The organism is Stenotrophomonas sp. G4, assembly GCF_003428825.1.
GTDB classification, from domain to species: domain Bacteria; phylum Pseudomonadota; class Gammaproteobacteria; order Xanthomonadales; family Xanthomonadaceae; genus Stenotrophomonas; species Stenotrophomonas indicatrix.
On sequence record NZ_CP031741.1, the window covers coordinates 1,458,844 to 1,472,264 of the forward strand.

Here is a 13,421-nt window from a genome sequence, read left to right on the forward strand (position 1 = left end):
CTCGCCGGGAATTCAAATTTTCGTGAGAAGTATTACAGCGCCAGCAAAAAGGCCGCTGTCACGAGGACAGCGGCCACCCTGGAGTCGAATCCGGTGTTGCAGTGCAGTATCAGATATCGCCCGCGCTGGAGGTCTCGTCGCGCTTCTGGCGCGGCGGCAGCGGCTGTTCGCCGTGCACCAGGAACCACACGTTCTCGGCGATGTTGGTGGCATGGTCGCCCACGCGCTCCAGGTTCTTGGCCATGAACAGCAGGTGGGTGCACGGGGTGATGTTGCGCGGGTCTTCCATCATGTAGGTCAGCAGCTCGCGGAACAGCGCGGTGTACTGCGCATCCAGGCGGGCGTCGTCCTCGCGCAGTTCCAGCGCGGCATCGGCGTCGTTGTCGCGGTAGGCGGCGATGGCGCGGCGGACCTGCTGTGCGGCCAGGCGGCCGAGGGCGCGCAGGCCCTGGATCTGCGGCAGCGGCGGCACCTTGCCCAGCGCGATCGAGCGCTTGGCGACGTTGGCTGCGTAGTCGCCGATGCGTTCGATGTCGGCCGGAATGCGCAGGCCGGCGAGGATTTCGCGCAGGTCGCGGGCCATCGGGCCACGCAGCGCCAGGCGCATCACGTCGTGGCTGATCTGCTGTTCCAGCGCATCGATCGCTTCGTCGTTGGCGATGATGCGATGGGCGGCGTTCTCATCGCGCTTCTCGATGACGTCCATCGACGCCTCCAGCTGGGCGACGGCCATCTCGCCCATGCGCACGATCTCGGCCACCAGGCGCTGCTGCTCTTCGTCGTAGCTTTTGACGATGTGGTCGTTGGGAAGGTTCATGTTCTGCAATCCAGGTAGAGCCAGGCGCGCCTGGCTGGGACAGGTGGCGAAGCGTCAGCGCCGATCAGCCGAACCGGCCGGTGATGTAATCCTCGGTCTGCTGCTTGGACGGCTGCGAGAAGATCACTTCGGTGCGGTCGTGCTCGATCAGGTCGCCCAGGTACATGAAGGCGGTGTAATCGGACACGCGCGCGGCCTGCTGCATGTTGTGGGTGACGATCACGATGGTGTACTCGTGCTTGAGCTCTTCCACCAGCTGCTCGATGCGGCTGGTGGAAATCGGGTCCAGCGCCGAGGTCGGCTCGTCCAGCAGCAGCACCGACGGGCGCAGGGCCACGGCACGGGCGATGCACAGGCGCTGCTGCTGGCCACCGGACAGGCCCAGCGCGCTCTGGTTGAGCTTGTCCTTCACTTCGTCCCACAGCGCGCCCTGGCGCAGCGCGTGCTCGACACGGTCGGCCATGTCCGCCTTGGACAGCTTCTCGTGGTGGCGGATGCCGTAGGCCACGTTCTCGAAGATGGTCATCGGGAACGGCACCGGCTTCTGGAACACCATGCCGACCTTGCTGCGCAGGCGGTTCATCGGGTACTTCGGCGACAGGATGTTCTCGCCGTCGAGGATCACCTCACCGCGCGCTTCCAGCTTCGGGTACAGCGCGTAGATGCGGTTGAAGATGCGCAGCAGGGTCGACTTGCCGCAACCGGAGGGACCGATCAGCGCGGTCACGCGCTTTTCCGGGATCTCCAGGTTGATGCCCTTCAGGGCGTGGAACTTGTCGTAATAGAAGTCCAGTCCACGCGCGGCGAGCTTGACCGGGGCCGGAGCGTGCAGGTTCTCGTGCGAGGCCGGCACGACGATGCGCTGCATCGGCACGGCGTTGGAAAGGTCGTTCATGGCGGTATCCACGGAAAGGTCAGTCATGGGAGATACGGTTGCGCAGCAGGATGCCGCGCGCAGAGAGGCTGACCAGCAGCACGAACACGGTCAGCACCAGCGCGCCGGCCCAGGCCAGCACCTGCCAGGATTCGTACGGGCTGCCGGCGAACTGGTTCATCACCACCGGCACCGAGGCCATCGGCTGGAACACGTTGCTGTTCCAGTACTGGTTGCCGAAGGCGGTGAACAGCAGCGGTGCGGTCTCGCCGGAAATGCGGGCCAGCGCCAGCAGGATGCCGGTGATGATGCCGGCCGAGGCACTGCGGTACAGCACCTGCACGATCACCTTCCACTGCGGAATGCCCAGCGAAAGCGCGGCTTCGCGCATCTGCGAAGGCACCAGGCGCAGCATCTCGTCGGTGGTACGCACCACCACCGGCAGCACGATGAAGGCCAGCGACAGTGCACCGGCGAAGGCGGAGAAGCTGCCGCCGGTCTGCATCACGTACAGGGTGTAGACGAACAGGCCCAGCACGATGGACGGGGCCGACAGCAGGATGTCGTTGACGAAGCGGACCACGGTGCCGGCCTTGCGGGCGTTGCCGTACTCGGCCAGCCAGGTGCCGGCCAGCACACCCAGCGGGGTGCCGATGCCGATCGCCAGCGCACACATCACCGCACTGCCGAAGAAGGCGTTGGCCAGGCCGCCTTCCTGCATCGGCGGCGGTGTCATCTTGGTGAACAGATCCAGGTTGATGCCGGCCAGGCCCTTGGCGGCCAGGGTGAACAGGATCCAGCCGAGGAAGAACAGGCCGAACAGCGCGGTGGCGCAGGACAGCGCGATGGCGATGACATTGCCGATGCGGCGGCGCAGGTACAGGGAGTCAGCGGTGCTGGACATCAGTTGCCCTCCTTGCGGGACAGGCGCATCAGCATCAGGCGGGCGATGGCGAGCACCACGAAGGTGACGATGAAGAGGACGAAGCCGAGCAGCAGCAACGCCGAGCGGTAGGTTTCAGTGGCTTCGCCGAAGTCGTTGGCGATCAGTGCGGCGATGGTGGTGCCCGGTTCCAGCAGCGACGGCGACAGGCGCACGCTGTTGCCGATCACGAAGGCCACTGCCATCGTCTCGCCCAGTGCGCGGCCGAGGCCGAGGAACACGCCACCGATCACCGCCGAGCGGGTGTAGGGCAGCACGATGTCCCAGCTCACTTCCCACTTGGTGGAGCCCAGCGCGTAGGCCGATTCCTTCAGGCGGGTCGGCACGGTCAGGAACACTTCGCGCATCACCGAGGAGATGAACGGGATGACCATGATCGCCAGCACGAAGCCGGCGGTGAGCATGCCGATGCCCAGCGGCGGGCCCTGGAACACCGGGCCGATGATCGGCCATTCGCCCAGGGTTTCGTTGAGGAACGGGGTGACGTACTCGGTCATCACCGGCACCAGCACGAACAGGCCCCACATGCCGTAGATGATCGAGGGAATGCCCGCCAGCAGTTCGATGGCGGTGCCGACCGGACCACGCAGCCAGCGCGGTGCCACTTCGGTGAGGAAGAAGGCGATGCCGAAGCTGACCGGTACGGCGATGACCATCGCGATCAGGGCGGTGACCAGGGTGCCGTAGATCGGGGCGAGGGCGCCGAACTTGTTTTCGACCGGATTCCAGTCGGAGGAGAAGAAGAAGCTCAGGCCCTGCATCTGCAGAGCGTGGCGACCACCCCACAGCATCGACAGTGCGGCGCAGGCCAGCGCGATCAGGACGAAGATGACGGTGCCGACCAGCACCCATCGGAACAGTTTGTCGTTGCGGGCATCACGCATGTCACGCGTGGACGGGCGGCTACAGGCTGGGCGATGGCATTCATGGGGACGGCAGGGCCAGGAAGGGGCGGGGCAGCACGATGTGCAGGAGACGGTGCCCGCACGTGGCGGGCACCGTCGGGTCCATCACTTCAGTTCGGTCGCCCAGTAGGCTTCGATCTGCTTGACCAGCTCGGCCGGCAGCGGCACGTAGTGCAGTTCGTTGGCCTGGGCCTGGCCGCTTTCGAAGGCCCACTTGAAGAAGGCCAGCGCATCCTGGTTGCGCTTGGCATCCTTCGGCTTCTTCTGCATCAGCATGAAGTTGGTGGCGGTGATCGGCCACGCCTGCTCGCCCGGGGCGTTGGTGATGACCAGGTTGAAGTCCTTGGCGCTGGCCCAGTCGGCGCTGGCGGCAGCGGCGGCGAAGGTTTCAGCGTTCGGCTGCACCCAGGTGCCGGCCGCGTTCTGCAGTGAGGTGTACGGCATCGCGTTCTGCAGGGCATAGGCCAGTTCGACGTAGCCGATCGAGCCCTTGATCTGCTTCACGTAGGAAGCAACGCCTTCATTGCCCTTGCCACCCACGCCGTCCGGCCACTGCACCGAGGTGCCTTCGCCGACCTTGCTCTTCCACTCCGGGCTGACCTTGGACAGGTAGTTGGAGAAGTTGAAGGTGGTGCCCGAACCATCCGAACGGTGGACGATGGTGATCTTGCCGTCCGGCAGGGTCACGCCCGGATTGGCGGCGACGATGGCCGGGTCGTTCCAGGTCTTGACCTTGCCCAGGAAGATGTCGGCGAGCAGGGCGCCACTGAGGCGAAGCTTGCCGGCTTCCAGGCCGTCGATGTTGACCACCGGCACCACGCCGCCGATGGCCGACGGGAACTGGGCCAGGCCGGCCTGGGCCAGCTCGTCGCTGCTCAGCGGCTTGTCGGACGAACCGAAATCAACGGTGCCGGCCTTGATCTGGGCGATGCCACCACCGGAACCGATCGACTGGTAGTTGATCTTCGCGCCGGTGGCGGTGTTGTAGTCGGCCGACCACTTGGACACCAGCGGGAAGATGAAGGAGGCGCCGGCACCGGAGACCTCAGCGGTCACCTTGTCGCCGGCAGCGGCCGGAGCAGCGGCGCCGTCAGCGGCCGGCTGCTGTGCGGCCTGCTTGTCGCCACCGCAGGCAGACAGGCCCAGGGCGATGGCCAGGGAAAGGGCGGCAAGGCTGGCCGAGTGCAGTTTCATGGTCACTCCATAGCGGGGTAGAGCCGACGGTGTCGGCGGATGCGGCTATGAAATGATGTTTTTGTTACAGCCGTATGACGTCCATGACAGAGGTGTCCTGGATCACGTTCTGGCAAGGGTTTCGCGGGATTCACGGTTGGCCGCCGGGTCGGCTGGCAGCGCCAACTGCGCGTCTGCGCGGTCCCCGGCGCGGCGGAGGGCCGGGCAACCGTTGCCCCCGCTCCTGCCTTCCATGACCCCAGCGCGCCCCCGATGAACCATCAGGCGGCGTTGGGCCGGGCTGCGCAGGACCGTCCACGGCATGGATGCCGTGGCCGAACCTGCAAGGACGTACTCGCGGCGTGTCCTGCGCAGCCCGGCCCATCGCCGCAACAACTCATCGAGGGAAGCGCAGCGCCTTTCACGACCAACCCTACAAAAAAAGAAGAGCGCCGGACCCCGAAGGATCCAGCGCCCGGTGGGGCCGGCGGGGAGAGAGGACCCGCCGGCCCCGTTCCTGCGGGGAACGCCTTGCAACGAACTCAGTACTTCAGGTTCTGCGTCCAGTAGGTCTCGATCTGGCGCACCAGCGCGTCCGGCAGCGGCACGTAGTCCAGCTGCTTGGCCTGCGCATCGCCATTCTTGTAGACCCAGCGGAAGAACTCCTGCGTGGCCTTGGCGCCCGCCACGTTCTTCGGCTGCTTGCGCACCAGGATGAAGTTGGTGGCGGTGATCGGCCACGCATCAGCGCCCGGGGCGTTGGTCATCACCAGGTAGAAGTCACGGGCGTTGGCCCAGTCGGCGCTGGCCGCAGCGGCCGAGAACGAGGCGTCCGACGGCTGCACGATCTTGCCGGCCGCATTCTTCATCGCCGCGTAGGACATCTTGTTCTGCAGCGCGTAGGACAGTTCGACGTAGCCGATGCCGCCCTTGATCTGCTTCACGTAGGCCGCAACGCCTTCGTTGCCCTTGCCGCCGATGCCGGCCGGCCACTGTACCGAAGTGCCTTCACCGACCTTGCTCTTCCACTCCGGGCTGACCTTGGACAGGTAGTTGACGAAGTTGAAGGTGGTGCCCGAGCCGTCCGAACGATGAACGATCGTGATCTTGCCGCTGGGCAGGGTCAGGCCACTGTTGAGGGCGGCGATGGCCGGGTCGTTCCAGGTGGTGATCTTGCCCAGGAAGATGTTGGCCAGGGTCGGGCCGTCCAGCTTCAGCGCGCCGGGGGCGACGCCTGCAACGTTGATCACCGGCACCACGCCACCGATCACCGACGGGAACTGGGCCAGGCCGGCGGCAGCCAGCTCTTCCGGCTTCAACGGCGCGTCGGACGAACCGAAGTCCACGGTCGCTGCCTTGATCTGGGCGATACCACCGCCGGAACCGATCGACTGGTAGTTGACCTTCTTGCCGGTGGCGGTGCTGTAGTCGGCCGACCACTTGGACATCACCGGGTAGATGAACGAGGCGCCCGCGCCGGTGACATCGGCGGCGTTGGCGGCGAACACGGACGACGCGGCCAGAATGGCGACGGCGGCGCGCGACTTGAAGGCGTGGATCACGGGAGAGACTCCTGGGGTGGTCGAGGGGCGGCTGCCCGACGTTTCGGTGCACATTCCATAACGGTTCCATGACACGCCCGCGTCTGTCATATGACGCGAACGTGACAGCCGTCATGGCGGTGCCCAAGTCCGCCCTTCAGAGCCCGCGCAGCGCCTCCGGAACGGCATAGCGACCGTCGCGGGGCTGCAGTGTCCAGCGCTGTGCGGGTGCCGTCGTTTCGGTGGCATGGCAGTCGTCACCGGCGGCGACGCTGATCGTATCGGTGCGTTTTTCGCGCACCACGATCGGCGCCAGGCCAGCGGCATGGGCATTGCCCATCTCCAGCGTGCGCTCGAAGCGGCTGAACTCGCCGGCGCACCGCGTATCCCATTCGCCGCGACTGCCACTGACGGCCAGCGGGGCAAGCACCCGGCGCAGCTGCCGGCCCTCGCGTACGAACAACTGCAGTTCGGTCTGCGCGAACGGGTTGGGGCCTGAGCTGCCGCTGTAGTCCATGCGCACGCCGAACGCGCGGGTGGCCCGGTCCAACTGCCAGCGTGCCGTGTCCAGGTGCAGGCCGGTAAAGCGCAGCGCATCACTGCTGACCGCATCGGCCACGCGGGTCCAGGCCAGCGGCTGGCCACTGGCGGTATCGATCAACAACAGGTCCAGGTCGCCACCGCGCACGTCTTCCGAGGCGGGGGCGGTCCATTGCGCGACGGCCAGCAGAGTCGTGCCGGGCTGTGCGGGCCACGCGCGGCAGGCCGTGCTGTCCGCATCGGTGAAACGTGCCGTGACCGGCAGGGCGCCGGCCGGCAACTGCCGATACGCGGCCTCGCGCACGGCCTGCGCATCGTCACAGGCGAACGCAGTGGCGGGCAGGGCAGCGAGCAGGACAGCGCAAAGCAGGCGGCGCAGGCGGAGCGAAGAAGGCATCCCGAAGGTCCTTGTCGACAGGGCCGGGCATCATCGCGCGGCCACCGCCTGCCCACAACGACGAAGGCACGGCCTGGGCCGTGCCTTCGTTCGAACGCGTGCTTCCGGACTTACCAGAAGAACTGCGCGCGGGCTTCCAGGATGTTCGGATCGTCGTTGACGAAGCCGCGGGCGGTCGAGCTGTACTTCTTGCTGTCGACCATCACGTAGTTGAGCATCAGCTTGAAGTTCGAGCGCCAGTACCAGTTCGCGCCGACGGTCCAGATGTCCATCTTGCCGCCGAGCACACCATCGACGATCGGCGGACGGCCGGCCACCGGATTGGCGGCGAGGTTGCCGTCGTTCAGATCCATGTGGTCATAGCGCACGCCCAGCTGCCACTGGCCGCCGGCCGGGTTGTTCGGCAGGCCGGTGCCCGGGGTGCCGCCCTTGTAGCTCCAGCTTTCGCCAGTGACATTCCACACGCCGCTGACGTAGTAGCCATCGCTGGTGTAGTTGTCATGGGCGTAACGCTTGGCCTTGCTGGTGTAGTACTCGGCCTGCGCCTTGAACGGGCCCTGGAAGTACATCGCTTCGGCGCCGATGGTGCTGACGCGGTCGGTGTCGGTCATGTTGCCGCCATCGACCAGGCGCGCGGTGGCCAGGTCGGCGTTCGGGCGGGCACGCACGCGCAGGGTGTCTGCGTCGGTGTCGTAGTCGACGTAGCTCAGGCCGAAGTGCAGGACCTGGCCCTTCTCGTTGATCGGGGCCCAGGTGCCACGTGCGCCGTAGCCGCTGCCGTGGGCCAGGTTGCGGGTCAGTTCGCGGCCGAAGGCGCTGGCGGTGACCGACCAGTTGTCCTGGCCGTAGCTGTAGGCACCGCCCAGGCGACGGGCGACAGCGTAGGTGTTGGTGACCGCAGCCTTGGAGATGAAGTCGTTGTTCTTGGTGCTGGACAGTTCTTCCAGGCTGTTGGGCTGCTTGAACTGGCCGACCTGGATGAAGTGGTTGGCGTTGCCCAGCAGCTTGTACTTCACGTTGGTGTCGAGGAACTTGTCGGCCTTGGCGTCGTAGCCCACGACCCATTCCACGTTGCCCGGGCCCTTGCCCTTCAGCACCAGCTCGGCGCGACGCAGTTCGAATTCGCTGTTCTTGCCGTTGCCGGCGTCACCGCCGTTGAGGTCCACGACGTCATTGTCGTACCAGTTGCCGTCGGCCTGGACCAGGCCTTCGAAGGTGATTTCCGAACCGCCGATCACATCGATGGCGACTTCGGCGTGAGCGGCCGGCACGTACAGCGCAGCAGCCACGGCGATCGTCAGGAGCTGGTGATGCAGTTTCATGGAGAGGAGCCTTGCAGGCAGGTGGGAAGATGCGCGCAGGCTAAAACGTGAAGATTGCGTAAATGTGACAGTTCGCGCACGGCCGCGATCCGCCGCAGGCCCCGTTACGGCTGGGCCCGCCATTGAAACCGGTTACGTATGACGCGCGGATTGCGCCCCGGTTGCAGTAGATCCACGCCATGCGTGGACGGATTTCCCGTAGATCCACGCCATGCGTGGAGGGCACGGTCACTCCGCGGGGGTCTTGTCCTTGAATCGGCACAGGTCGGCAATCACGCAGCCCGGGCAATCCGGCTTGCGCGCTTTGCACACGTACCGGCCGTGCAGGATCAGCCAGTGGTGCGCATCGAGCAGGAACTCGGCAGGAATCGCTTTGACCAGTCGATCTTCGACCTCGCGCACGTTCTTTCCGGGCGCAAGTCCAGTGCGGTTGGCGACACGGAAGATGTGCGTGTCCACTGCCATCACCGGTTCACCGAAGGCGGTGTTGAGCACCACGTTGGCGGTCTTGCGGCCGACACCGGGCAGGGCTTCCAGTGCGTCGCGATCGCGTGGCACCTCGCCACCGTGCTTCTCGATAAGCAGCGCGCAGGTGGCGATCACGTTCTTTGCCTTGGCGTTGAACAGACCGATGGTGGCGATGTACTTCTTCAGTCCCTCTTCGCCCAGGGCGAGGATCTTCGCCGGCGTGTTGGCAACCGGGAACAGGCGTCGGGTGGCCTTGTTGACGCCGACGTCGGTGGCCTGCGCGGACAGCGCGACCGCCACCAGCAGTTCGAACGGCGAGCTGTATTCCAGCTCGGTCTTCGGATGCGGGTTGAGCTCGCGCAGGCGGGTGAACATTTCCACCACGTCGGCACGCGGCATCGTACCGCCGCGGCGCGCAGGTGCGCGCGCGGTCTTCTTCGCGGTCGCCATTACTGGTCCTTGCCGGCGGCGCGGGCCTTGGCCCGGGCGAGGATGGCGGCCGCGGCGGCAGGCAGGGCGGGTTTGACGTCCGGTGCCGGCGCGGGCGTCCGCCGCGCATCACGCTCGGCCTCGCGGCGGGCAAGGCGCACGGCGCGTGCGCGGAAACGTTCGCGCGCCGCCCATGCACGCTGCAGTCGCAACTGCATCTGGCACAGGCGGTCGGGCAGGTCCGGATGATCGGGCAGCAGCCGCTCATCGCCAGCCCTCACGACGTAGTCCATCAGTCCAGCCTGCAGCGCACCATCGGGATCGTCTGCCTGGACCCGGGCGAACAGCAGCACGGGGTTGGGTCGGGATGCCATGGCGTCAGCGGTTCTGGAAGGCGGGGGGGCGGCGCTGCAGGAAGGCGCTGGTGCCTTCGCGCATGTCCTCGGTGGCGAACAGCAGGCCGAACTGCGCACTTTCGTATTCCAGGCCGGCTTCCAGGCTGCATTCGCCGCCCACGTGCACCGCGTCGAGCAGGCCACGCAGCGCCAGCGGCGCCGACTGTGCCAGCTGCCGGGCCAGGGCCTGCACGCGGGCGTCGAGCTCGGCGGCGGGTACCACTTCGTTGACGATGCCCAGGGCCAGTGCGCGTGCGGCGTCGATCGGGGTGCCCAGCAGGCACAGTTCCAGCGTGGCCGCACGGCCACACAGGCGCAGCAGGCGCTGGCTGCCGCCGAAGCCGGGAATCAGGCCGAGATTGATTTCCGGCTGGCCGACTTTGGCCGAATCAGCGGCGATGCGCAGATGGCAGGCCATGGCCAGTTCCAGCCCGCCGCCCAGCGCAAATCCGTTCACCCGGGCGATCACCGGCTTGGGCATGCGTTCGATGCGGCGCATCAGAGCCTGGCCGAGCAGGGAGAAATCACGTCCCTGAACCGCGCTCAAGGTGTTCATTTCCGCGATGTCGGCCCCGGCCACGAACGCCTTGGGGCCAGCCCCGGTCAGCACCACCACCCGTACCGCCGGGTCGGCGGCGGCGTCGCCAAACGCCTCGGCCAGGGCCTGCAGGGTGGCGGCGTTGAGGGCGTTGAGCTTGTCCGGGCGTTGCACGGTAATGGTGCGGACGGCGCCATCATCGCTGACGTCGACCGGGTGGGGAGCGGGGGCCTCGACCACGGGAAACTCCTGGAACGTTAAAAAAAAGTGAGATTGAACTCTGTAAACGCAGACAGGTCATAGCCTGCGTGGTGAGTAGCGGTTACACGTTGTGGCCGTTATCCTAACCCGTCGCCTCAGGGCGGCGCAGAACGTCCCTGAGTTACCACCCCTGGAGAACTGTTTGATGAAGTTGCGTTCTATCGCGGTCGCCGTCGCGGCCCTGGCCCTGACGGGCAATGCCTTCGCCCAGGACATCGCGTCCGAGAAGGGCAAGCTGAGCTACTACTTCGGTTACGACTACGGCAACAACCTGGCGGAGCTGACCGGTCGCGGTGAGCAGCTGGACATCAACTCGGTGGTGAAGGGCCTGCAGGACGCCTACGCCAAGAAGCAGCCGGCCATTACCGCCGAGCAGCTGAAGCCGGCCGTTGAAGCGTTCCAGAAGCGCGAGCAGGGCCGTGCCCAGGCCGCCAAGGCCGAGTACGAAAAGGCTGCTGCCGAAAACAAGACCAAGAGCGATCAGTTCATGGCGCAGAACAAGGCAAAGGCGGGCGTGCAGACCCTGCCGAGCGGCGTTCAGTACCGTGTGATCGAAGCCGGCAAGGGTGCCAAGCCGACCCAGGCCAGCACCGTGCAGCTGGAAGTGGCCGGTCCGTTCCCGTACGGCCAGCGCCCGACCGAAGCCCGCCCGGCCCAGCAGATTCCGTCGATCAAGGTCAGCGAAGTCGAAATGAAGGCCATGCGTGAGACCCTGCTGCAGATGCCGGCAGGCTCGAAGTGGGAAGTCTCGCTGCCGCCGGATCAGGCCTACGGCGCCGACCCGCGCACCCCGTTCCCGCCGAACGTGGCTGTGCAGTTCGAGATCAAGCTGATCAGCGTCAAGTAAGAAGAAACAGCGTCAACATCAACGCGCCGGTGAACCCACCGGCGCGTTTTTGTTTCTGCACCACGCTGCAGCCGCGCGGAGCCCATCCCAAATTCAGCCCATTCGCGCTACTGTTGACCGGTGCAAATAATGGAAGAAACGGCGCGTGCTGTCGCAAGCCCCTGCATCAACGTCTGCAAGCTGGATCGCAACCGGCTCTGCGCCGGGTGCGGGCGGCATATCGACGAAATCGCACGGTGGTCGTCGATGAGCGACAGCGAACGCAGTCATATCCTGCAGCGCGTGCTGCCCCTGCGCCAACAGCTGCAGCAGTCGCTGCGAGGGTCGTTGGCCGATCATGAGCGGCTGCTGCGCGCGCTGCATCCGCTGGCCGAGCCGCCGGCAGGTGACGGCTGGAACCGCAGTGAACTGCATGACCTGCTGCCCCCGGGCCCACCGGTCGAGGCGGCGGTGCTGGCTGGCATCGTGCCGCGCGCCAACGGTGCGCAGGTGATCCTGACCCGGCGTACCGAAACCCTGCGGCAACATGGTGGCCAGGTTGGCTTCCCCGGCGGCCGTACCGAGCCCGATGATCGCGATGCGCTGGCTGCGGCATTGCGCGAAAGCCAGGAAGAAATCGCGTTGGCGCCGACACAGGTGCAGGCACTGGGATATCTCGATCCGTTCGTGACCATCACCGGCTACCGGGTGACCCCGGTGGTGGCGGTGATCGATCCGGATTTCGTGGCGGTTCCGCAGCCCAGCGAAGTGGCCGAGGTGTTCGAAGTGCCGCTGGACTATCTGATGGCCGCCGACAACCTGCGCCAGGTCGAAATCAACCATCGCGGCCGCGTCCGCCATGTCCTTGAATATGGCTGGCCCGGCCAGCGCATCTGGGGCGCCACCGCGGCCATCCTGTACAACCTGCGTCGCCGCCTGGAGCAAGCGCAATGAAGCCGATCGACCCACCGTGGACCACCCTTGTCGATGTTGCGACCCTGGCTGCGGCCTTGGGCGATGGGGTACGCGTGGTCGATGCCCGCGCGACCGCCAGTACCGTGCGCGTGGTCGACGCGCGTGCATCGCTGGCCGACCCGCAGGCGGGCAACAGCCTCTACGCGCAGGGACACATTCCCGGCGCAGTGCATGCCGATCTCAACCGCGACCTGTCCGATCTGACGCGGGTGGGCCATGGCCGCCACCCCTTGCCCGACAGCGATGCGTTCGCCGCACGACTGGGGCAATGGGGCATCGGCACCGACACGCAGGTGGTGGTGTATGACGGCAGCGATGGCAGCATGGCCGCCGCGCGCCTGTGGTGGCTGCTGCGCCTGATCGGGCATGCGAACGTGGCCGTGCTCGATGGAGGCATCGCCGCCTGGCAGGCCGCCGGCCAGCCGCTGGCGACCGGCAGCAGCCAGGTCACCGCGTTGCCCGCGTATCCGGGGCGCTTCGATGGCAGCCAGGTTGCCAGCGCGGACGAGATCGAATCACGCCTCAAGCATGCACCGGGCTGGCTGGTCGATGCCCGCGCGGGCGAGCGGTTCCGCGGTGAGGTGGAGCCGCTGGACCCGGTCGCCGGCCATGTACCGGGCGCGGTCAATCGCCCGTTCGCGTTGAACGTGCTGGACGGCCGCCTGCGCGATGCACAGGAACTGCGTGCCGAGCTGCAGGGTGTGATCGGCAACCAGGACCCGCAACGCGTGGTGCTGATGTGCGGCTCGGGCGTGACCGCCTGCCACCTGCTGCTGGCGATGGAAAGCGCGGGCCTGTCCGGCGCACGCATCTACGCGGACTCATGGAGTGGCTGGGTCAGCGACAGCAGCCGCCCGGTCGCCACCGGCGCCTGAGCGAAGCGGGTTGGTCGATTTGCCGTTCATCCACGCATGGCGTGGATCTACGTGTCGACCAAGGTCGACACCTACCAACAGCCGCGGGCCCCACCCCGCCATCCAAGGATACCCAGCGTTTGCTGTTGCTTCGGCTGTTGCC

The 13,421-nt window shown here is 66.4% G+C and carries 14 protein-coding genes; 3 read left to right on the forward strand and 11 right to left on the reverse strand.

The window, feature by feature from the left end:
- Positions 1-109: 109 nt before the first annotated feature.
- The 11 genes from phoU to D0Y85_RS06795 all read right to left on the reverse strand — a co-directional run bounded on the left by phoU (position 110) and on the right by D0Y85_RS06795 (position 10,582).
- Complete coding sequence (gene phoU, locus D0Y85_RS06745; RefSeq protein ID WP_049465163.1) at positions 110-817, reverse strand: phosphate signaling complex protein PhoU; 708 nt, start codon at positions 815-817, stop codon at positions 110-112.
- A gap of 64 nt (positions 818-881) precedes the next feature.
- Positions 882-1,712, reverse strand: coding sequence for a phosphate ABC transporter ATP-binding protein PstB (pstB, locus tag D0Y85_RS06750; RefSeq protein ID WP_025875381.1), 831 nt, complete (start codon positions 1,710-1,712; stop codon positions 882-884).
- A 19-nt stretch (positions 1,713-1,731) separates the two neighbouring features.
- Complete coding sequence (gene pstA, locus D0Y85_RS06755) at positions 1,732-2,595, reverse strand: phosphate ABC transporter permease PstA (RefSeq protein ID WP_117309930.1); 864 nt, start codon at positions 2,593-2,595, stop codon at positions 1,732-1,734.
- Complete coding sequence (gene pstC, locus D0Y85_RS06760; protein ID WP_117309931.1) at positions 2,595-3,518, reverse strand: phosphate ABC transporter permease subunit PstC; 924 nt, start codon at positions 3,516-3,518, stop codon at positions 2,595-2,597. Before pstC ends, pstA begins: the two co-directional genes overlap by 1 nt.
- Positions 3,519-3,644: 126 nt before the next feature.
- Positions 3,645-4,733, reverse strand: coding sequence for a phosphate ABC transporter substrate-binding protein PstS (gene pstS / locus D0Y85_RS06765; RefSeq protein ID WP_100464372.1), 1,089 nt, complete (start codon positions 4,731-4,733; stop codon positions 3,645-3,647).
- Positions 4,734-5,254: 521 nt separating this feature from the next.
- Positions 5,255-6,274, reverse strand: coding sequence for a phosphate ABC transporter substrate-binding protein PstS (pstS, locus tag D0Y85_RS06770; RefSeq protein WP_025875374.1), 1,020 nt, complete (start codon positions 6,272-6,274; stop codon positions 5,255-5,257).
- Between the two features lie 136 nt (positions 6,275-6,410).
- Positions 6,411-7,190, reverse strand: coding sequence for a hypothetical protein (locus D0Y85_RS06775; RefSeq protein ID WP_117309932.1), 780 nt, complete (start codon positions 7,188-7,190; stop codon positions 6,411-6,413).
- Between the two features lie 110 nt (positions 7,191-7,300).
- A complete protein-coding gene (locus D0Y85_RS06780) occupies positions 7,301-8,512 on the reverse strand; it encodes an OprO/OprP family phosphate-selective porin (protein WP_117309933.1) in 1,212 nt (403 codons plus the stop codon).
- 228 nt (positions 8,513-8,740) lie between these two features.
- On the reverse strand, positions 8,741-9,430 hold the full coding sequence (nth, locus tag D0Y85_RS06785; protein WP_117309934.1) for an endonuclease III: 690 nt from the start codon (positions 9,428-9,430) through the stop codon (positions 8,741-8,743).
- Positions 9,430-9,783: a hypothetical protein gene (locus tag D0Y85_RS06790; protein ID WP_117309935.1), complete on the reverse strand. Its 354-nt coding sequence runs from the start codon at positions 9,781-9,783 to the stop codon at positions 9,430-9,432. The genes nth and D0Y85_RS06790 overlap by 1 nt, the downstream gene beginning before the upstream one ends.
- Positions 9,784-9,787: 4 nt before the next feature.
- Positions 9,788-10,582, reverse strand: a complete 795-nt coding sequence (locus D0Y85_RS06795; protein WP_025875367.1) for an enoyl-CoA hydratase-related protein — start codon at positions 10,580-10,582, stop codon at positions 9,788-9,790.
- 166 nt (positions 10,583-10,748) lie between these two features.
- Here D0Y85_RS06795 and D0Y85_RS06800 point away from each other — a divergent pair, with 166 nt between their 5' ends.
- The 3 genes from D0Y85_RS06800 (at position 10,749) to D0Y85_RS06810 (ending at position 13,279) form a co-directional block, all read left to right on the forward strand.
- A complete protein-coding gene (locus D0Y85_RS06800; RefSeq protein ID WP_025875366.1) occupies positions 10,749-11,450 on the forward strand; it encodes an FKBP-type peptidyl-prolyl cis-trans isomerase N-terminal domain-containing protein in 702 nt (233 codons plus the stop codon).
- A 129-nt stretch (positions 11,451-11,579) separates the two neighbouring features.
- Positions 11,580-12,383 carry a CoA pyrophosphatase gene (locus D0Y85_RS06805; protein ID WP_117309936.1) on the forward strand — a complete coding sequence of 268 codons (804 nt, stop codon included), beginning with the start codon at positions 11,580-11,582 and terminating at the stop codon, positions 12,381-12,383.
- Complete coding sequence (locus tag D0Y85_RS06810; protein ID WP_117309937.1) at positions 12,380-13,279, forward strand: sulfurtransferase; 900 nt, start codon at positions 12,380-12,382, stop codon at positions 13,277-13,279. The genes D0Y85_RS06805 and D0Y85_RS06810 overlap by 4 nt, the downstream gene beginning before the upstream one ends.
- Positions 13,280-13,421: the final 142 nt, after the last annotated feature.

Coding starts and splice junctions, on each gene's coding strand:
- phoU (WP_049465163.1), bottom strand. CDS start 817: ATGAACCTTCCCAACGACCACATCGTCAAAAGCTACGACGAAGAGCAG.
- pstB (WP_025875381.1), bottom strand. CDS start 1,712: ATGAACGACCTTTCCAACGCCGTGCCGATGCAGCGCATCGTCGTGCCG.
- pstA (WP_117309930.1), bottom strand. CDS start 2,595: ATGTCCAGCACCGCTGACTCCCTGTACCTGCGCCGCCGCATCGGCAAT.
- pstC (WP_117309931.1), bottom strand. CDS start 3,518: ATGCGTGATGCCCGCAACGACAAACTGTTCCGATGGGTGCTGGTCGGC.
- pstS (WP_100464372.1), bottom strand. CDS start 4,733: ATGAAACTGCACTCGGCCAGCCTTGCCGCCCTTTCCCTGGCCATCGCC.
- D0Y85_RS06775 (WP_117309932.1), bottom strand. CDS start 7,190: ATGCCTTCTTCGCTCCGCCTGCGCCGCCTGCTTTGCGCTGTCCTGCTC.
- D0Y85_RS06780 (WP_117309933.1), bottom strand. CDS start 8,512: ATGAAACTGCATCACCAGCTCCTGACGATCGCCGTGGCTGCTGCGCTG.
- nth (WP_117309934.1), bottom strand. CDS start 9,430: ATGGCGACCGCGAAGAAGACCGCGCGCGCACCTGCGCGCCGCGGCGGT.
- D0Y85_RS06790 (WP_117309935.1), bottom strand. CDS start 9,783: ATGGCATCCCGACCCAACCCCGTGCTGCTGTTCGCCCGGGTCCAGGCA.
- D0Y85_RS06800 (WP_025875366.1), top strand. CDS start 10,749: ATGAAGTTGCGTTCTATCGCGGTCGCCGTCGCGGCCCTGGCCCTGACG.
- D0Y85_RS06805 (WP_117309936.1), top strand. CDS start 11,580: ATGGAAGAAACGGCGCGTGCTGTCGCAAGCCCCTGCATCAACGTCTGC.
- D0Y85_RS06810 (WP_117309937.1), top strand. CDS start 12,380: ATGAAGCCGATCGACCCACCGTGGACCACCCTTGTCGATGTTGCGACC.